The organism is Umezawaea sp. Da 62-37 (genome assembly GCF_032460545.1).
Lineage (GTDB): Bacteria > Actinomycetota > Actinomycetes > Mycobacteriales > Pseudonocardiaceae > Umezawaea.
In genome coordinates, this window is the sequence record NZ_CP135965.1 from 8,144,636 (window position 1) to 8,162,864 (window position 18,229).

Consider the following 18,229-nt stretch of genomic DNA (forward strand, 5'->3'; position numbering starts at 1 on the left):
AGGAATCCGTCAGCCGCCGATCGACACGCCGCCGTCGACGACGAGCGTGGCGCCGGTGACGTACCCGCCCGCGGCGGAGGCCAGGAAGACGACCGCGGCGGCCAGCTCCTCCGGGTCGCCCATGCGCGACATCGGCATCCGGGCCAGGTGCGCCTGGAGGTAGCCGTCCGGGTAGGTGTCGGTCATCTCGCTGGCGAAGTAGCCGGGCGCGATGGCGTTGACCCTGATGCCCTTGCGGGAACTCCACTGCGCGGCCAGGTCGCGGGTGAGACCGAGCAGCGCGGCCTTCGACGCCGAGTACGCGGCCTGCGGCAGCCCGCCGGACATCAGCCCGAGCACGCTGGAGATGTTGATGATCGAGCCGCCCTGCTTCATCACCGCGGCGGCGGCCTGCGCCATCCAGAACGCGCCGTTGAGGTTCACGTCGATGACGCCGCGGAACTGCTCCGGCGTCTCGCGCGACGCGGGCACGGCCGTGCCGACACCGGCGTTGTTGACCAGCACCGACACCGGGCCGAACCCGGCGGCCGCGACGGCGACGGCCTTGCAGTCCTCGGGCAGCGACACGTCCGCCTGCACGATCAGCGCGCGCCGACCGGTGGCCTCGACCAGCTGCGCGGTCTCCTTGAGCCGGTCCGCGCGGCGGGCGGCGAGCACGACGTCCGCGCCCGCCTCCGCGAGGCCCTTGGCGAACGCGACACCGAGGCCGGAGGACGCGCCGGTGACGATGGCGACCTGGCCGTCGAGGCGGAACTTGTCGAGGATTCCCATGTCAGCAAAGCCCTTCCGGGTGGGTGGTCACAGGCCGAGGTCGCGACCGATGAGTTCCTTCATGATCTCGTTGGATCCTGCCCAGATCTTGGTGACCCGCGCGTCCATCCAGGCGCGGGCGACCCGGTACTCGGTCATGTACCCGTAACCGCCGTGCAGCTGCACGCACGCGTCGAGCACCTCGTTCTGCACGTCCGCGCTCCAGTACTTCGCCTTCGCCGCGTCCACGGCGGTCAGCTCGCCGCGGGTGTGCGCCAGCGTGCACTGGTCCAGGAACGCCTGCGTGACGTCGACCTTCGTGACCAGTTCGGCGAGCAGGAACTTGTTGGCCTGGAACGACCCGATGGACTGGCCGAACGCCTTGCGCTCCTTGGTGTACTCGATGGTCTCCAGCAGGATCTGCGCGGCGTGCGCCAGGTTCGAGATGGCACCGCCGATCCGCTCCTGCGGCAGCCGCTCCATCATGTAGATGAACCCGCGGTCGACCTCGCCGATGACCTGCTCGGCCGACAGCCGCACGTCGCTGAAGAACAGCTCCGCGGTGTCCGACTCGGGCTGGCCCACCTTGTCGAGCTTGCGGCCGCGCTCGAAACCCTTCATCCCGGTCTCGACCGCGAACAGCGTGATGCCCTTCGCGCCCTTCTCCGGGGAGGTGCGGGCGGCCACGATGATCATGTCGGCCGAGTAGCCGTTGGTGATGAACGTCTTGGAGCCGTTGAGGATCCAGTCGGACCCGTCGCGCACCGCGACACTGCGCAGCGCGGCCAGGTCGGACCCGCCCGACGGCTCGGTCATGCCGATGCCGGTGGTCATCTCGCCGGAGCAGAACCGCGGCAGCCACCGCTGCTTCTGCTCCTCGGTGCACAGGTCCACCAGGTACGGCGCGACCACGTCGCCGTGGATCCCGATGCACGACGCGACACCCGCGCTGAGCTTGCACAGCTCCTCGCCGAACACCGCGTTGAACCGGTAGTCGCCCGCGCCGCTGCCGCCGTACTCCTCCGGCACCTCAAGGCCGAGCAGCCCCTGGCGGCCCGCTTCCAGCCACGCCTCGCGGTCGATGAACCGCTGCTCCACGTACTTCTCGTAGTTCGGGCGCAACGTGCGGTCGACGAACTCCCGTGCCGATTCCCGGAACGCGTGGTGATCCGCGTCGAACAGCGTCCGCTGCACGAAAGCCTCCTCAAAACGACATACTAAGCGGTTGCTTAGAGATAAGCGCGCGCTTAGATTGCAGTACGATCCGACCCCCTGTCAACACGATCGCGGAGGGCACATGACCAGCCTGGGTGAGTACGCCCTGCTCGACCAGTCGTGGCACGACGTGGTCCCCGACGCCGCCCGCCGGATGCTGATCGCCGCCGCCCAGGCGTTCGCCGACAAGGGCTACCACGCCACCACCACCCGCGACATCGCGGCGCGGGCGGGCATGAGCCCGGCCGCGGTCTACATCCACTACCGCTCCAAGGAAGACCTGCTCTTCCAGATCAGCAAGATCGGCCACGAACGCTCCCTCGAGGTCCTCACCGCCGTCCAGGACCCCGACCCCGTCGACCGCCTTGCGAAAACCGTCACCTCGTTCGCCCGCTGGCACGCCGAATTCCGCACCACCGCCCGCGTGGTCCAGTACGAACTGGGCGCCCTCTCCCCGGAACACCACGCCGTGGTCGCCGAACTCCGCCGCAAAATCGAAACCCACGTCCGCACCCTCGTCGAGGCAGGCGTCGGAACCGGCGCCTTCACCGTCCCCGACCTCAAGGGCACCGCACTGGCAGTGCTGTCGCTCTGCATAGACATCGCCCGCTGGTACCACCCCGACGGCACCCGCACCCCAGAACAGATCGGCACCCTCTACGCCGACCTCGTCCTACGCATGCTCCGCACCCCGTGACCCACGCGGAACCAGGCGTCCCCTGTTCGTGAGACCCCCCGAGTCCGAGGGTACGCAGGGGGTACGACATTTTTATCGGCGAGCCGGCTACGACAGCGCCGCCCACGGCCACCACCACGACGGCGCAGCCATCCACCTGCTGCCTGACCGCAAGACCAAGCCGACCTGCCGCACGACCGCACGACCGGCGGACCGCCCAACCACGACGGCGGCGAACGCGGCCGTACCCGGAGAACGACGGGACCGATACCCGGCGTCGAGAGACCAGCCCACCAACAACCACAACACCCACCCCCAGTTTCAAGCCCCCTCAAGGCGCCTGAACCAACCCCGCCCCCACATCCGTCGACGACAACGGCAACCTCCGCGCCGTCTGCCCCAACCTCGCCCACAACTCGAACCCCCGCGCCCCGTACCTCTCCGCCATCAACGCCGCCACCCCCGCCACGTGCGGCGTCGCCATGCTCGTCCCCTGCAACCTCTTCGTCCCCGGCGCCGCATTCCAACTCGAGTACACGTCCACCCCGGGCGCCACCACATCCACCGCCCCGACAGCGTCAACAGTCCCGCACGAGAAGAACCCCAACGCCCCCTGCGCATCGGTCGCACCCACAGCCATGATCGACGGGCAATTCGCCGGATGCCCCACCGGGCTGACCACACCGGGCCGCCGACTCTCGTTGCCCGCCGCCGCGATGATCAACGTGCCCTTCGCGAGCGCCCGCGACGCGGCCTGCTCGAAGATCACCGAATGCGGCGTACCGGGCCGCGTGGCCGCGCCCAACGACATCGAGACGACCGCGCACCCGTTCGCGATGGCCCACTCGATGCCCGCCAGGATCCCGCCGTCGCTGCCGGACCCGCTGTTGCCGAGCACCTTCCCCGCGTAGATCTCCGCCTCGTGCGCGACCCCGTAACCGGGGCCCGTCGCGGGCTTGCGCGGCCCGCAGGACACGCCGACGCAGTGCGTGCCGTGGCCGTGCGCGTCGTCGACGGTCTCGCCGGTGACGAACGAGCTGGTGGTGACGACGCGGCCGGCGAAGTCGGCGTGCGCGACGGTGAACCCGGTGTCCAGAACCGCGACCCGGATCCCCTTGCCGGTGGCCGTGCTGAGGTTCGCCCCGACGGCTTGGAGCCCCCAGGTGAACGCGCTCTCGTCGACGGCGGACACGTCGGTGCCGGTGTCGGCCGACGTGATCGCGTGCACGACCCGCTCGGCCTCCACGGCGAGCACCGGGCCGGGCTCGTCGACCGCGCGGTTCAGGCCGGGCAGCTGGTCGGGGGAGGCTTCCACGAGCGCGATGCCCAGCTCGTGGAAGATCACCCCGTCCGAGCTCGCGATCTGCTCGGCGACGGTGTCGGCGGTGCTCGCGACCTGGATGCCCGCGACGCGGTCCAGCTCGCGGACGCCGGCCGCGGTGGAACCGGTTTCCAGGAGCACCAGATAGCGACCGGTCGTTTCGGCGCTCGTCGGCTGTGACATGACGACCCCCTTCGGGGACGGTGGCGGCGGTCTTCCTACGCGAGTAGTGAGAGGCCGCCACCGGCCTGGATACCGGGCTTCACCCGGATGCCGAAGGGGTTCAGGCGGTTGCCGTGGAGCGCACGCCGCGGCGCTTGCGCACGATCCCGACCACCGGCTCGACGATCCGCGCGGTGACCGGGCCGAGCACGGCCATCAGCAGCACGTACGCCGTCGCCAGCGCGGCCAGCTTCTCGTCCACCGCGCCGGAGGCCACGGTCAGCCCGGCGATGACGATCGAGAACTCGCCCCGCGCCACCAGCGCCGCGCCGGCACGGGCCCGGCCCATCTTGGCGATGCCCTGCCTCTTCGCGGCCCACCAGCCGGTCGCGACCTTCGTCAGGGTCGTCACCACGGCCAGCGCCACGGCCACGCCGAGCACCGGCGGGATGGACGACGGGTTGGTGTTCAGGCCGAACACCACGAAGAACATCGCCGCGAACAGGTCGCGCAGCGGTTCGAGCATCCTGGTCGCGTTCTCCGCGGTGGACCCGGAGATCGCGATGCCCAGCAGGAACGCGCCCACGGCGGCGGACACCTGGAGCTGCGAGGCGATGCCGGCCACCAGCAGCGCCGACCCCAGCACCTTGAGCAGGAACACCTCGGCGTCCGGCGAGTCCACGATCGCGGACACGTACCGGCCGTACTTCAGCGCGATCACCAGCACGACCGTGATCGCGGCCAGCGAGATGCCCACCGCGCTCAGCCCGCCGAAGAAGCTCACGCCCGCCAGCACGGCGGTCAGGATCGGCAGGTACACCGCCATCGCCAGGTCTTCGAACACCAGCACCGACAGCACGACCGGCGTCTCGCGGTTGCCGAGGCGGCCGAGGTCGCCGAGGACCTTCGCGATGATCCCCGAGGACGAGATGTAGGTGACGCCCGCCATCGCCAGCGCGCCGACCGGGCCCCAGCCCAGCAGCAGCCCGGCGATCGCGCCCGGCGTCGCGTTCAGCACGATGTCGAGCAGCCCGGCCGTCCACGACTTCTTCAGCCCGGTGACCAGTTCGCTCGCCGAGTACTCCAGGCCGAGCAGCAACAGCAGCAGGACCACGCCGATCTCGCTGGCGAGGTGGGTGAACTCCCCGATGCCGTCCAACGGGATCAGGCCGCCGTGCCCGAAGGCCAGACCGCCGATCAGGTAGAGCGGGATGGGGGAGATGCCGATCTTCCACGCCACGCGGCCGAGCAGGCCCAGACCGAAGAAGACCGCGCCGAGTTGGATCAGTGCGATCGCTGTGGTGTGCACGGGTGCTCAGCCACCACCCAGGATGTCTGCGGAGGATGAGAGTCCGTCCGACGTCCCCACCACCACGACCAGGTCACCGCCCGCGAACTCGAAGTCGGGCCGGGGCGACGGGTGCACCGTGCCGGCGCGCACGACGGCGACGATCGACGCGCCGGTGCGGGTGCGCAGCTGCGTGTCGCCGAGCTCCTTGCCGTCGAACCGGGAGCCGGGGACGATCGGGAACTGCTTGGTGTCGATCCCGGTGACCTCGCTGTGCTGGTTCTCCAGGTGCGCCACCAGCTGCGGCGCGCCGAGCAGACCCGCCAGCGTGCCCGCTTCCGCGGGGGTCAGGGGTATGGACGCCATGCACGCGTCGGGGTCCTCGGTCTTCGAGACGATGAGCTCGAACTTGCCGTCGCGGTAGGTGATCACCCCGATCCGGCGATCCGCGCGGATCATGAAGTCCTGGCGGGTGCCGATGCCAGGTAGTGGTGTCACCTCGACGTTCATGACTAAAGCTTACTTTACGTTCGATGATCGAACCCCCGGTCGCAGTACCGTGCCCGGATGACGGGATGGCTCCAGCCGGTGCGACGTGGATGGGTGGTTCGCGACCGGGTCCCCGGTCCGGACGTCGACGAGTTCGCCGAACCGGACCGCGTGGTCCGCGCGCTGGCCGGGCCCGACGGTGGTCGCGGCACGCTGCTCGCGGTCCAGCACCCGCACCGCACGCCCGCCGCGCTGGCAGCCGGGTCGAGCCTGGTCGACGCGCTCCCGGTGGCCCGCGCGGCGCTCGCCGAGCTGGTCCGCCGGTCGTACGCGCCGGTCGCCGACGTGGTCGCGCCGTACTGGGTGGACGGTCCGGACGGCACGGCGTGCGGCCTGCTGTGCATGGTCGACCCCGCCGCCGTGGACGCCGACGGGTTCTCCCGCGTCCGGCACAGCGAGCAGGTGTACCCCGAGGTCGTGGCCGAACGCGCCCGCGTCCTGGCCGGGCTCGGTGTGGCCACCAGCGCCGCGATGCTCGTGCCCGTCGCCCCGCACGACGAGCTGACCTCGCTGCTGCGGGCGGAGTTCGGGTCCGAGCCCGCGGTGTCGCTGGTGGACTCGGGCGGACGGCGCCACCGCCTCTGGCTGGTCGGTCCCGGCGCGCGCCAGGACGCGCTGCTCGACGCGGCGGGCGCGCACCCGCTGCTCGTGGCCGACGGCAACCACCGGGTCGCCGCCGCGGCCGCCGCCGGGCTGAGCGGCCTGCTGGCGCTGATCACCGCCGGACCCGCGCTGCGGATCGGCCCGATCCACCGCGCGCTCGTCGACACCGGCCTCACCGCCGACGACCTCGCCACGGCTTGGCGCGCGGTCGGACTGCGCGTGGACGACCTCGCCGAGGTCGAACCGCCCGAGCCCGGAGTCGTCGTGGTGGTGTGCCCGGACCGCGTGCTCCGCGTCGAACTGCCCGCGGCGGGCATCGACCACGCCGCCGTCGAGTCCGTGCTGCTGGAGAAGGCCCTCGGGCTCGACCCCGAGTCGCCGTGCGTGCGCCCGGTCGTCGACGACCGGTGGCGCTCGGCCGCCGCCGACGCCGTGCTGCTCGTCGCGCCCGTCCCGCTGGCCGACGTGCTGGCCGTGCACGCGGCGGGGGAGCGGATGCCGCGCAAGAGCACCTACTTCACCCCCAAACCGCGCAGCGGCCTGCTGCTCGCGGACCTCTCTTGACTAGAGTCGGCCGGATGGCGGTACGAGCGATTCGCGGAGCGACCCAGATCGACGCGGACGACCGGGACCAGGTGCTCGAGGCGACAGCCGAGCTGGTCCGCGAGGTCCTGACGCGCAACAGCCTGAGCACCGACGACCTGATCAGCGTGATCCTCACCACGACACCGGACGTGGTGTCCGAGTTCCCGGCCTACGCGGCGCGGCTGGCCGGGCTGGCCGACGTGCCGCTGCTGTCGGCGACCGAGATCGCGGTGCCCGGCGCGATGCCCAGGGTGATCAGGTTGATGGCGCACGTGGAGACCGACCTGCCCCGCGACGGGGTGAAGCACGTCTACCTGCGCGGAGCCGCGGGTCTGCGCACCGATCTGAACCACTGACGGCTCGACGACCACGGGCGGTTCGCAAAAGGATGGCCGGCTATGTATTCTCCCGGTGAGCGCTTCCAGGCGGCCGACGTGTACCAACTCCTGTTGGCGTTCAAGGAGATGCGCGTCCGCATGGGGCGGCGCATGGCCGAGCTCGACCTCTCGTCGGGGCAGGAGCACCTGCTCGGTGAGCTGTGGCGGGAGGACGGGCTGAGCCAGCGCGAACTCGTGGCGCGGCTCGGCGTCGAGCAGCCGACGGTGGCCAAGACCGTGCGGCGGCTGGAGGCGGACGGGTTCGTCCGCCGCGAGCCGGATCCGGCGGACGGTCGGGTCACCAGGGTGGTGCTGACCGAGCGCGGACTCGGGGTGCGCGGCGACGTGGAGGAGATGTGGCGGCGGGTCGACGAGGAGTTCGGCCAGGGGCTCGGCGCCGATGAGCGCGAGCAGCTGATCGTGCTGCTGGCCAGGAGTTTCGGCCGCTGACGTGGTGTGCGTTCGGACGGGTTCTCCCGTGACCATTTAGATAGCCGGCTATGAATTAGGAGTGGACCATGCGGAAGGCGATCGTCACCGGAGGAGCGGGCGGGATCGGCGGCGCGGTCACCGCGGCGCTGGTCAAGGCGGGGTACGAGGTCGTGGTCACCTACCACGAAGGACGTGAACGGGCGGAGGCGTCGGGCGTGACCGCGCACCGGTTCGACCTGGGGGACCCGGACGCGGCGGCGGAGCTGTTCGCGCGCACCGGGCCGGTCGACGTGCTGGTGCACAACGCGGTCGTGTGGCCCCACCGCGGCCCGGACTGGCGGCACTCGGTGCGCGCCAACGTCGAGGGCACCCTCGCGCTGGTCGACACCTACCTGCCGGGCATGACCGCGGCGGGCTGGGGCCGGGTGGTGCTGGTGTCCAGCGGCCTGGTGCGCGGCGGGATGCCGGGGCGGCACACCTACGGCGCGGCGAAGGGGGCGCTGCACGGGATCGCGCGCAACCTCGCGTGGGACGGCGGGCCCTCGGGCGTGACGGTGAACGTCGTGGTGCCGGGGCTCATCGCGACCGCGCGCCTGGACGGCGTCACCGGCGCGTTCGCCGAAGCGGTCGCGGACGTGGCCGCGCACACCCCGCTGCGCAGGCTCGCGACCCCCGAGGAGGTCGCCGCCGCGGTGGTGTTCTTCGCCTCCGAGGCGGCCTCCGGGATCACCGGCCAGGAGCTGTTCGTGGACGGCGGGAAGGACTGATCGGTTCACCGGCGGTGACCGGACGCCTCTTCCGGGTGAGTACCGTTGGAGGCGTCCGACCCCGTGAACGGAGTGGCTCGTGCGCAAGGCGATCGTCACCGGTGGCGCCAGCCGGATCGGCGCCGCGATCACGTCCGCCCTGGTCAAGGACGGGTACGACGTCGTCGCGACCTACCGCGACGACCGCGCCCGCGTCGAGGCGCTCGGCGTCCGCGCCGAACCGTTCGACCTGGCCGATCCGGGGTCCGCGACCGCGCTGCTCGACGCGGTCGGCCCGGTGGACGTGCTGGTGCACAACGCGTTCGCCTGGTCCGACCCGGCCGACGGCTGGCGGACGGCGCTGCGCGCCAACACCGAGGGGCTGCTCGACCTGGTCGGCGCCGCGCTGCCCGGCATGAGGGCCGCGGGCTGGGGCCGGGTCGTGCTGCTGTCCAGCGCCGTCGTGCGCGCGGGCATCCCCGGCCTCAGCGCCTACGCCGCCTCCAAGGGCTCGGTGCACGCCGCCGCGCGCAGCCTCGCGTGGGACGCCGGCCCGACGGGCGTGACGGTCAACGTCGTCGTGCCCGGCCTCATCGCCTCCGAGCGCACCGGGGTGGCGACGGGGGAGTTCGCCGACCACGTCCACGACGTGGCCTCGCGCACCCCGCTGGGACGGCTGGCCACGGCCGACGAGGTCGCCGCGGCGGTGCTGTTCTTCTGCTCCGAGCAGGCCTCCGGCATCACCGGGCAGGAGCTGTACGTGGACGGCGGCAAGGATTAGGGACCGTTTCGGGGGCTAACCACGCCTGGTGCGGGCGTGACGCTCCGCACCAGGCACAATGGGAAGCGCGCGGGCACGGGGGAACATCGGCCCGCGCCCAATCGACAACAGGAGGAAGTCGCGGTGGGACAAGGTGAGCTGCGTGGCGTGGTGGCCCTCGACGGGCCTTCCGGCACCGGCAAGTCCTCCGTGGCGCGCCGCCTCGCGGCGATCCTCGGTGCCCGGTACCTGGACACCGGCGCGATGTACCGGGCGGTCACGCTGGCCGTGCTCCGCGCGGGCGTCGACCCGCTCGACACCGAACGGGTGATCTCGATCGCCCGCGCGTGCAGGCTGGAACTCGGCACCGACCCGGCGCACGCGACCACGACGCTGGACGGCAGGGACGTCGGCGCCGAGATCCGCGGCGCCGACGTGACGCTCGCCGTGTCGCCCGTCTCCGCCGTCGGCGAGGTGCGCGAACTGCTCGTCGCCGAGCAGCGCCGGATCATCGCCGAGGCCGACGGCATCGTCGTCGAGGGCCGCGACATCGGCACCGTCGTCTCGCCCGACGCCGAGCTGAAGGTGTACCTGACGGCGTCCGCCGAAGCGCGCGCGCAGCGCCGCACCAGGCAGGACACCGCCGCCGGACGGGTGGTCACCGTGGACGCGACGCTGGCCGACGTGCAGCGCCGCGACACCTACGACTCGACCCGCGCGGTGTCGCCCCTGAGGGCCGCCACCGACGCGGTCGAGGTCGACACGACGTCGCTGGACCTCGCGGGCACCGTGGCCGCACTGCTGGACCTGGTCGACGAGCGCGGCCTCCGGGTGGCGGACCGGGTGACCAGGTGACCGATCAGCTCCCCGACGGGGCGTCGGCGGGGTGGACGGATTTCGGCAGGTGGATCGCGCGGTACCCTTATGCGCTGCCGTTCCGCGTGCGGGTGCACGGCGGTGACCGGGTGCCGTCGACCGGCGCGGTCGTGGTCGTGGCCAACCACAGCTCGATGGCGGACGGGCCGCTGCTGTTCGGCTTCCTGCGGCGCCGGGTCGTGTTCCTGGTCAAGCAGGAGATGTTCGCGGGACCCCTGGGCTGGTTCCTGCGGAAGATCGGCCAGCTGTCGGTGCGCCGCGGCGTGCCGGACAGGGCGCCGCTGCTCGCCGCGCTGAAGGTGCTCCGCGCCGGCGGCGTCATCGGGGTCTTCCCCGAGGGCACGCGGGGCGCGGGCGACGTGTCGGACGCGCAGCACGGCGCCGCGTGGCTGGCCCGGTCGTCGAACGCGGTCGTGCTGCCGGTGGCGTGCCGGGGCACGCTGCGCCCGGCGGGCACGTCCCGCCGTTTTCTGCCCGTGGTCGACGTGCTGGTCGGCGAGCCGTTCGAGTTGCCCCCTGGGAAGGGAAAACAGGCTCTCGACGTTGCCACCGAACAGGTGCGCGACCGCCTGGCCACCCTGGTGGCCGAACTGGACGATTTTCGCGACAGAAGTGTGAGTGGAGAAGCAAAGTGACGGACTTGGACGGCACGTGGACGGACGAGTCCGACTGGTCGGGCTTCGACGGTGACGGCGGCGAGGACGGCGAGGAGGCCGCGGTCCCGCAGCCGACGCTGGCCGTGGTCGGCAGGCCGAACGTGGGCAAGTCGACCCTGGTGAACCGCATCATCGGCCGCCGCGAGGCGGTCGTGCAGGACGTGCCCGGCGTGACGCGCGACCGGATCGCCTACGACGCGCTGTGGAACGGCCGCAAGTTCACCGTCGTCGACACCGGCGGCTGGGAGCCCGACGCGACCGGCCTGCAGGCCGCCGTCGCGGAGCAGGCCGAGCTGGCCATGGCCGCCGCCGACGTCATCCTGCTGGTCGTCGATGCCACCGTCGGCGCCACCGCGACCGAGGAGGCCGTGGCCAAGATCCTGCGGCGCTCCAAGCGCCCGGTGCTGCTGGTCGCCAACAAGGTCGACGACGAACGCCTCATGGCCGAGACCGCGTCCCTCTGGTCCCTGGGCCTCGGCGAGCCCTGGCCCGTCAGCGGCCTGCACGGTCGCGGCTCCGGCGACCTCCTCGACGAGATCCTGAAGGCCCTGCCGGAATCCCCGCGCGACGACTTCAACCCCGTCACCGGCCCCCGCCGCGTCGCGCTGGTCGGCAAGCCGAACGTCGGCAAGTCCAGCCTCCTCAACCGCCTGACCGGCGAGAACCGCTCCGTCGTCGACTCCGTCGCCGGCACCACCGTCGACCCGGTCGACACCATCGTCGAACTGGACGACGAGGTCTGGCGCTTCGTCGACACGGCCGGACTGCGCAAGCGCGTCAACTTCGCCAGCGGCGCCGAGTACTACGCCTCGCTGCGCACCAAGGCCGCCATCGACTCCGCCGAGGTCGCCATCGTCCTCCTCGACGCCAGCGAGCCCATCAGCGAACAGGACCTCCGCGTCCTCACCATGGCCGTCGAGTCCGGCAAGGGCATCGTCCTCGCCATGAACAAGTGGGACCTGGTGGACGAGGACCGCCGGAAGGAGATGGTCAGGGAGCTGGAACGCGGCCTGGTCCGCGTCCCCTGGGCGGAAACCGTCAACATCTCCGCCCTCACCGGCCGCGCCGTCCGCAAACTGGCCCCCGCCCTCCGCACGGCGCTGGCCTCCTGGGACACCCGCGTCCCCACCGGCAGGCTCAACTCCTGGCTGACCGCCCTCATCGCCGCCACCCCACCGCCCGTCCGCAGCGGCAAGCAGCCGAAGGTCCTCTTCGCCACCCAGGCCGCCACCAGGCCCCCGACCTTCGTCCTGTTCACCTCCGGCTTCCTCGAGGCGGGCTACCGCCGCTTCATCGAACGCAAGCTCCGCGAGGAATTCGGCTTCACCGGCAGTCCCGTCCGCATCTCCGTCCGCGTACGCGAGAAGCGCAGCTTCGGCGGCAAGGCAGGCAGCAAGTCCGGCGGCGGCAAGTCCGGCAAGCACTAGTTGATGTCCCCCACGAGCCCCTGCTCCGGCAGGGGCTCGTTGCTTTTCCGGCACTTCGTCCGCGGCTACTCACCGGTACGACGAAAGTTGACCAAAAACCCACAACTTCAGGTACTAGCTAACGATCTCCCACCAGGCGCATGCTGACACCCTCGATCGCACATCGGGGGGCGACCGAGCCCAGGGGGAAGCAGAGGCCCGCACCAGCGGGCCTCTGCCATATCCGCAGCTCAACCCCCTGCTCCTCAAACCCACCCCCCGTGTCGGGGCGCTACTGCAGATGCGCTAAGCTTTCCGAGCACCCCACAGAGGGGAGCGGCCGGGACGTGGCGCAGCTTGGTAGCGCACTTGACTGGGGGTCAAGGGGTCGCAGGTTCGAATCCTGTCGTCCCGACGGTCTGAATCAGCCCGCTGGTTCTGGGTTAACAGCCCAGGTCGGCGGGCTTTTTCGTGCGCGAATAACGATCTTCGTATGATCACTTACGGGATCTATTTTCAACATCAACAAGGCCGCAGAAGGAGCGCAGAAGGAGCGAGCCGCTCCAGAGTTTTGCCAGCGGGCAAATGTGGTCACCCCGAACGGGTGATTCGCCGCAACAGCGCCGAAATGTCACCCGTTGGCGTGAACCGATGTGAACGAACCTCAAGTGACGGTGAACGAAACGTCGCCATGGTTCGCGGACTGGCGGTCCGCGAACCATCGTCCGATAGGTGTGAGGTTCTGCCAATGGAATAGTGATTGAGTGATGGACGCAGTGCGCTCGTAGCCGCGCATGCGGGCGACCGTTCGATCCCTATGGGAGTGTTATAACCAGGCATAACCCTTACCTGCGGCGACTCGTGGCATCAAGTCGCTGACCTGCTGGTTTCGTCCGGGCGCATCCGGCTGCAACTGGTCGTTTTTGGACCTGTGACGATCCGTGGGCGGCCTGATCTTGATCGATTGTCGGCTGACTTTTTCAGGAGGTCGTACTGCGAAGTACCGAGATTATGTTGGGTGATCACATCGGTGAAACCATCGCTTCACCGGCCGGGAATCGTGCCACTGCCGGGGCGGGTGGCCGACCACGTTGGTCAACCACCCGCCGGCCATCAGGTCCTGGTGCTGCGTCGCGTGCGACGCTTGGTGACCACGAACAACCCCGCGCCGGCGCCGAGGAGCACGGCGCCCACGATGATGATCGTGCCGAGGCCTCCAAGTCCGGTGAATGCAAGGCCTCCGGGACTTGATGGTTCCTGTGCGGACGGCACCTCGGGCTGTGATGACTCCGTTGATGGAGTTGACGGCTCTGTCGAGGTGGTTGGTGGAACGCTGGTGGTCGTAGTCGTGGATGGAGCGCGTTCGGGGAACTGGAGTGACTCCAGCGGCCGGACGTCGATGCGCACAACGGCTTCGGACGAGCGACCGCGGCTGTCGGTCACCACCAAGCGGGCATCGACCGGCCCAGGTGCTGTGTACGTGTGGGTGGAAATTCCTTCCGTTCCGGACTGCTCGACCATGCCGTCGTTGTCGACGTCGAAGGCGTACGTCTCCCCGGTCCCGCTGTAGCTCGACGCGAGACCTGACAGGACCGTCTTGTTGCCGACGATGACGGTGCCCGCGGCCTTCAGTCGTGCGACGGGTGCGGTCGTCGCGTCCTCCACGGTCTGGACGATGCTCCTGGACACCTCGTCAGGTGAACCGATCGGGAAGACAGCCCCACCTGTCGCCGCCGAGATCGGTCCCAGTTGGGTGCTGAGGCCGGAATCGGCGGACAACGCGTAGACCGCAACCGGTGGGATCCTGTCGCCCGGTGCCGCCGCGATGCGTGCCTCGACCTCCGGCACGTCAGGGGAATCGGAGGGCGGTGATTGCTGCTGACCGGGAACATCCGGACTTGCCGCGGCCGCGCGCGCCGCGGAACCCACGGTCGGGGGCAGCGTGGGCATCGGCGCGATGCCCTTCGCGATTTCGGTGACTGTGGAGGCGGTCAGCCCGGTCACGGGCTCCGGGTCGTGTGCCGGTGCGTCACCGAGCACGATGAGCGCGCGTGAAGCCGAGCGGTCCCAGTCCGCGCCGAGTGCGGTGACCAGACCGGTGTACACCGCTTCCGGTGTGTCACCCCCACCGTCTGCCACGAGTCCACGCAGACCGGCCTCGAACGAGGCGAAGTCGTCGGTCAACCCGACGACCGTACGAGCGACGTAGCCGTCGCCGTGGTCGCGGTACTCGACCAACCCCACCCGTGCGTGTGGTGTCGCGGCGCGAAGCGCGTCCGCTGTGGCCTTGGCGCTGTTCACGGCCGCGGTGAGATAGGGCGTCATCGATCCGGTCGTGTCGATGGCGAACATCAGGTCGGCAGGACCCGCACCGGTGCTATCCGGCGGTGGCGGCGTGGTGGTGGCGGTCTCGGCCATGTCGCGAAGCACGCCGGCGAGCTGTGTGAGTTCCTCGTCCGTGCCGCCGTAGTTCGTGTGCGGCCCGAAGTCGCCTATCGGAGGCCATCGCAGCGTGAACTCGTAGTCGCAGACCGGGTCGTCCTCGTGGCAGAACAGGTGGAGCGGTATGGACAGGTCGTAGAACGAGTCACTGCTAGCCGTCCCGTCGTCCTGCTTGATCACCTGCCGGTAAATCCCGTCGCCGTTCGCACCGGTTCCCGTGACACCACGAGCATTGGGCTTCTGTGCCGGGTCCCCGACGCCGAACACGCCGGCGATCCAACCGGGCGGCAGATCGTCGGCCACCTCGCGAGCGGCGATCACGCCTTGCGAGTACCCGGCGAGCACGAATCGGGTGCCTGTCGTGGCGCATTCCTTGCGACGCTTGTAGATGTAGCCGTCCCCGAACAGCCGCCCATACTCGACCGAATCGAACAGGTCCTGATCCTCGTCGGCGTACTCCTCGGCGGGGATGGCGGGGTAGGGGACGCCGTACACCGGAACATCTGCCAGCGTGTACCCGCTGGCAGAAGCGAGTCCGCGAGCGTTGCCGATGATCTTCTGCAGGGTCGGCCCGGACAAACCGTTCGAACGACCCCCGTCGTCGACGCTGTCTTCGCCGCTACCACGAAAAGTCACGATCTCGACCTTCGCGCATTCGGCTGCTTGAGCGTGGCCGGCCGGTGCGGTCAACGCCGCGGATGCCAAGGCGAAGAGTCCTGCTGTGAGAATCGCGATGATCCGATGTGGACCTCTCGCCGATAACGATCTTCGTTCAGGCGGCGGTTTCATGTCTGGCACATAGCAACCGGGACTCTCTTCGTTACACGACAGGCGTTTGTACTCCGTGAGTGGCCTCGCCTTCGAGGGGATGGATTGCGCGCCGTTGTAGATTCACCCGATCGTGGTGCTAACCATTTGGCGGCGGGCGATACGGGAGTACCGCATGGTCGAACACCGACGGTGGTCACAGGCCTCAGTTGCTTGCCGGCAGCGTTGCTGAACAGGGGAGGGTTCCGGTGTTCATCTCCGCCGTCTATGTCCGCTTCTTCCGCTCGTTCAACTACGACTACCTGAGGAAAACTCACGAGGCGTTCAGCCCGTACCCGTGGGACGTGCTTCCTGGCGATCTGAAGTACCCGTTCGTCAAGGTAGACCTCGAAAAGTCGGTGACGACCGTGGTGGGCGCCAATGAGTCCGGGAAGAGCCAGTTGCTGTACGCGATCAAGTGCGCCCTCACTGGAAACGACATCCGACTTGGCGACTTCTGCCGGTACTCGCAGTTCTTCGCCGTGGACGACAACATGTCACCACCGGACTTCGGCCTGGAACTGTCTGGGCTCGATGCCGAGGAGAGGGTGGCAGTGAGCAAGGCGCTCAAGCCGAAGTCCCCTGCGGTGGGCGACCGGTTCTGCCTGTTCCGGTTCGGAGGCCGGCCCCCTGTCATCTTCATCCCCGACCAGGAAGACTGGCGAGAGGTTGAGGTGAAAAGTCCGGAGGCGTTGAACGCTCTACTGCCCAAGTCGTTCGAGATCGACTCCAACGTGGCACTTCCGGACAGCGTCCCCCTCCACTACCTGGCTGAAGACAAGCACTCCTTCCGCACCGCACCCCGCAGACTCCGGCGAAGCTTCATCCGGCAAGTGATCGACAACGCGGCCGAGTGGTTCGGTCAGCAACCAGAGGCCCCGCAGACTCGGCATCCCGCTGAGAATGCGTTCAACGAAGCGAACAAATCCTCGGAAGATCACAAGAAACAACTGCGGCTGGCGGACAAGCTGCTACTCGAAGTCGCGGGTGTGAGTCGGACAGCGTTCGCGCAACTCTTGAAGGCTGTGGAAGACGACGATGACGGCTACGCCAACGGAGTCGTCGCACAGATCAACAAGAGGCTCGCCGCCAAACTCAACCTGACCAAGTGGTGGTCACAGGACCACCACTTCCAGTTGCTGCTCACTCTGCGCGACCAAGATCTCGTCTTCACCATCCGGGACCGCACCGGCACCGAGTACTCCGCGGGCGAACGCAGCATGGGACTGCGGTACTTCCTGAGCTACTTCATCCAGTACCAGTCGCACGACAAGCCCGAGGCGGGTAAACGCGAGATCCTGCTGATGGACGAGCCCGACGCTTACCTGTCCAGTGCGGGCCAGCAGGACCTGCTGCGCATCTTCGAGGATTTCGCCAACCCAGAAGACCCGCAACGCACCCCGTGTCAGGTCGTCTACGTCACCCACTCACCGTTCTTGATTGACAAGAACCACGGCGAGCGCATCCGCGTGCTCGAAAAAGGTGAAGGAGACGAAGGTACCCGCGTGGTGCGCAACGCGGTCCAGAACCACTACGAGCCGCTGCGTTCCGCCTTCGGTAGCTTCGTCGCCGAGACCACCTTCATCAGCAACTGCAACCTCATGCTGGAAGGACCGGCTGACCAAGTGCTGATCGCCGGGATGTCCGCGCGGCTGCGACGGGCTGACCCGGATCCGCTGACCAACATCGACCTCAACACCGTCACCCTCGTGCCCGCGGGCGGTGCGGGCAACGTTCCCTATCTCGTCTACCTCGCTCGCGGCCGTGATGTCGAGAAGCCCGCTGTGATCGTCCTGCTCGACAGCGACAAGGCTGGCGACGCGGCGGTGGGTGACCTCGGGCAAGGCTTGCGCGGCAAGCGGTTGATCGACAAGAAGTTCATTCTCCAGCTGGGCGATCTTCAATCTGACGAGATCACCACGGGAAACCCTGAAGGCCTTGCCGCGATCGAGGACTTGATTCCTCTTGGCGTGGCCGTCCAGGCCGTGAAGAAGTACGGGGCTGCCTTCCTGACTCCCGACAAGGCAGCTGAACTCGAGTCACTCACCGTTGATGACGTTGTGTACGAAGCGCAGACCGACACCCATCACGCACTGCAGAAAGCTGCCAGGGCCAAGGTGCCTGGCCTCGGGCTGGCCAAGGTCGGCTTCGCCCGATGCGTGCTGGATGTTGTCAACGACGGGCTCTCCGTCGAGGAAGCTCGTACAGTGGACACCAATTTTCGGGCACTGTTCACCGAACTGGGCAGACTCCAACGCGACGCCATGCGTGAGTTCACCGCCGACAAGACCGATACCAAGGTCAAGCGACTCAAGGACTCCTTCCTGCTCGACCACCCTGACACGGCCACGAAAGCTCAGGTGGCCATGTTGCTGGAAGAGGTCGCCGCAAGCCTGGACAACTCCGCCGACGCGGACCACCTCCGCAACCACATGCTGCTCATCAAGAGAAATCACCACCTTGATGGCAAAACCAGCGATTCAATCCCCGACTACTCTGCCTTCAAAGATGACCTCGCCAAGCTTGCTTATGCTCTACTGAACGATGTTCAACTCAATCCGGCAAAATAGCTTGGTTG

At 68.9% G+C, this 18,229-nt stretch carries 16 protein-coding genes and 1 tRNA gene; 11 read left to right on the plus strand and 6 right to left on the minus strand.

Annotated features, from left to right (window positions below; all coding sequences use genetic code 11):
• Positions 1-9: 9 nt before the first annotated feature.
• Together RM788_RS37670 and RM788_RS37675 are read right to left on the minus strand one after the other, a co-directional pair.
• Positions 10-771 carry an SDR family NAD(P)-dependent oxidoreductase gene (locus tag RM788_RS37670; protein WP_315924155.1) on the minus strand — a complete coding sequence of 254 codons (762 nt, stop codon included), beginning with the start codon at positions 769-771 and terminating at the stop codon, positions 10-12.
• A gap of 27 nt (positions 772-798) precedes the next feature.
• Complete coding sequence (locus RM788_RS37675) at positions 799-1,944, minus strand: acyl-CoA dehydrogenase family protein (RefSeq protein ID WP_315924158.1); 1,146 nt, start codon at positions 1,942-1,944, stop codon at positions 799-801.
• A gap of 103 nt (positions 1,945-2,047) precedes the next feature.
• On the opposite strand from RM788_RS37675, the gene RM788_RS37680 reads away from it, so the two are divergent.
• Positions 2,048-2,662: a TetR/AcrR family transcriptional regulator gene (locus tag RM788_RS37680; RefSeq protein WP_315924159.1), complete on the plus strand. Its 615-nt coding sequence runs from the start codon at positions 2,048-2,050 to the stop codon at positions 2,660-2,662.
• A gap of 310 nt (positions 2,663-2,972) precedes the next feature.
• Here the strand turns inward: RM788_RS37680 and RM788_RS37685 are convergent, their stop codons facing one another.
• The 3 genes from RM788_RS37685 to RM788_RS37695 all read right to left on the minus strand — a co-directional run bounded on the left by RM788_RS37685 (position 2,973) and on the right by RM788_RS37695 (position 5,922).
• Positions 2,973-4,145, minus strand: a complete 1,173-nt coding sequence (locus RM788_RS37685) for a S8 family serine peptidase (RefSeq protein ID WP_315924161.1) — start codon at positions 4,143-4,145, stop codon at positions 2,973-2,975.
• A 100-nt stretch (positions 4,146-4,245) separates the two neighbouring features.
• Positions 4,246-5,433 carry a cation:proton antiporter gene (locus RM788_RS37690; RefSeq protein ID WP_315924163.1) on the minus strand — a complete coding sequence of 396 codons (1,188 nt, stop codon included), beginning with the start codon at positions 5,431-5,433 and terminating at the stop codon, positions 4,246-4,248.
• Positions 5,434-5,439: 6 nt separating this feature from the next.
• Positions 5,440-5,922: a cation:proton antiporter regulatory subunit gene (locus RM788_RS37695; RefSeq protein WP_315924165.1), complete on the minus strand. Its 483-nt coding sequence runs from the start codon at positions 5,920-5,922 to the stop codon at positions 5,440-5,442.
• 57 nt (positions 5,923-5,979) lie between these two features.
• Here RM788_RS37695 and RM788_RS37700 point away from each other — a divergent pair, with 57 nt between their 5' ends.
• The 9 genes from RM788_RS37700 to RM788_RS37740 all read left to right on the plus strand — a co-directional run bounded on the left by RM788_RS37700 (position 5,980) and on the right by RM788_RS37740 (position 12,817).
• A complete protein-coding gene (locus RM788_RS37700) occupies positions 5,980-7,128 on the plus strand; it encodes a DUF1015 family protein (RefSeq protein ID WP_315924167.1) in 1,149 nt (382 codons plus the stop codon).
• A gap of 14 nt (positions 7,129-7,142) precedes the next feature.
• Positions 7,143-7,505 carry a chorismate mutase gene (gene aroH / locus RM788_RS37705; protein WP_315924170.1) on the plus strand — a complete coding sequence of 121 codons (363 nt, stop codon included), beginning with the start codon at positions 7,143-7,145 and terminating at the stop codon, positions 7,503-7,505.
• Between the two features lie 42 nt (positions 7,506-7,547).
• Positions 7,548-7,976 (plus strand): MarR family winged helix-turn-helix transcriptional regulator, encoded by a 429-nt coding sequence (locus RM788_RS37710; RefSeq protein ID WP_315924171.1) that lies wholly within the window; start codon positions 7,548-7,550, stop codon positions 7,974-7,976.
• A 68-nt stretch (positions 7,977-8,044) separates the two neighbouring features.
• Positions 8,045-8,725 (plus strand): SDR family NAD(P)-dependent oxidoreductase, encoded by a 681-nt coding sequence (locus RM788_RS37715; protein ID WP_315924172.1) that lies wholly within the window; start codon positions 8,045-8,047, stop codon positions 8,723-8,725.
• A 79-nt stretch (positions 8,726-8,804) separates the two neighbouring features.
• Positions 8,805-9,485, plus strand: a complete 681-nt coding sequence (locus RM788_RS37720; protein WP_315924174.1) for an SDR family NAD(P)-dependent oxidoreductase — start codon at positions 8,805-8,807, stop codon at positions 9,483-9,485.
• Between the two features lie 123 nt (positions 9,486-9,608).
• Positions 9,609-10,319 carry a (d)CMP kinase gene (cmk, locus tag RM788_RS37725; protein ID WP_315924176.1) on the plus strand — a complete coding sequence of 237 codons (711 nt, stop codon included), beginning with the start codon at positions 9,609-9,611 and terminating at the stop codon, positions 10,317-10,319.
• Entirely contained in the window at positions 10,316-10,975 is a 660-nt protein-coding gene (locus RM788_RS37730; protein WP_315924177.1) for a lysophospholipid acyltransferase family protein, read from the plus strand. The genes cmk and RM788_RS37730 overlap by 4 nt, the downstream gene beginning before the upstream one ends.
• Entirely contained in the window at positions 10,972-12,423 is a 1,452-nt protein-coding gene (gene der, locus RM788_RS37735) for a ribosome biogenesis GTPase Der (protein ID WP_315924179.1), read from the plus strand. Before RM788_RS37730 ends, der begins: the two co-directional genes overlap by 4 nt.
• A 320-nt stretch (positions 12,424-12,743) precedes the next feature.
• A tRNA-Pro gene (locus RM788_RS37740) sits at positions 12,744-12,817 on the plus strand.
• Between the two features lie 698 nt (positions 12,818-13,515).
• On the opposite strand, the gene RM788_RS37745 is transcribed toward RM788_RS37740, so the two are convergent.
• On the minus strand, positions 13,516-15,549 hold the full coding sequence (locus RM788_RS37745) for a VWA domain-containing protein (protein WP_315924181.1): 2,034 nt from the start codon (positions 15,547-15,549) through the stop codon (positions 13,516-13,518).
• Positions 15,550-15,860: 311 nt separating this feature from the next.
• On the opposite strand from RM788_RS37745, the gene RM788_RS37750 reads away from it, so the two are divergent.
• Positions 15,861-18,221 carry an AAA family ATPase gene (locus RM788_RS37750; protein ID WP_315924183.1) on the plus strand — a complete coding sequence of 787 codons (2,361 nt, stop codon included), beginning with the start codon at positions 15,861-15,863 and terminating at the stop codon, positions 18,219-18,221.
• Positions 18,222-18,229: the final 8 nt, after the last annotated feature.

Excerpts from the sequence above, each read along its gene's own strand:
- RM788_RS37670 (WP_315924155.1), bottom strand. The coding sequence starts at position 771 with ATGGGAATCCTCGACAAGTTCCGCCTCGACGGCCAGGTCGCCATCGTC.
- RM788_RS37680 (WP_315924159.1), top strand. The coding sequence starts at position 2,048 with ATGACCAGCCTGGGTGAGTACGCCCTGCTCGACCAGTCGTGGCACGAC.
- RM788_RS37685 (WP_315924161.1), bottom strand. The coding sequence starts at position 4,145 with ATGTCACAGCCGACGAGCGCCGAAACGACCGGTCGCTATCTGGTGCTC.
- RM788_RS37695 (WP_315924165.1), bottom strand. The coding sequence starts at position 5,922 with ATGAACGTCGAGGTGACACCACTACCTGGCATCGGCACCCGCCAGGAC.
- RM788_RS37700 (WP_315924167.1), top strand. The coding sequence starts at position 5,980 with ATGACGGGATGGCTCCAGCCGGTGCGACGTGGATGGGTGGTTCGCGAC.
- aroH (WP_315924170.1), top strand. The coding sequence starts at position 7,143 with ATGGCGGTACGAGCGATTCGCGGAGCGACCCAGATCGACGCGGACGAC.
- RM788_RS37710 (WP_315924171.1), top strand. The coding sequence starts at position 7,548 with ATGTATTCTCCCGGTGAGCGCTTCCAGGCGGCCGACGTGTACCAACTC.
- RM788_RS37715 (WP_315924172.1), top strand. The coding sequence starts at position 8,045 with ATGCGGAAGGCGATCGTCACCGGAGGAGCGGGCGGGATCGGCGGCGCG.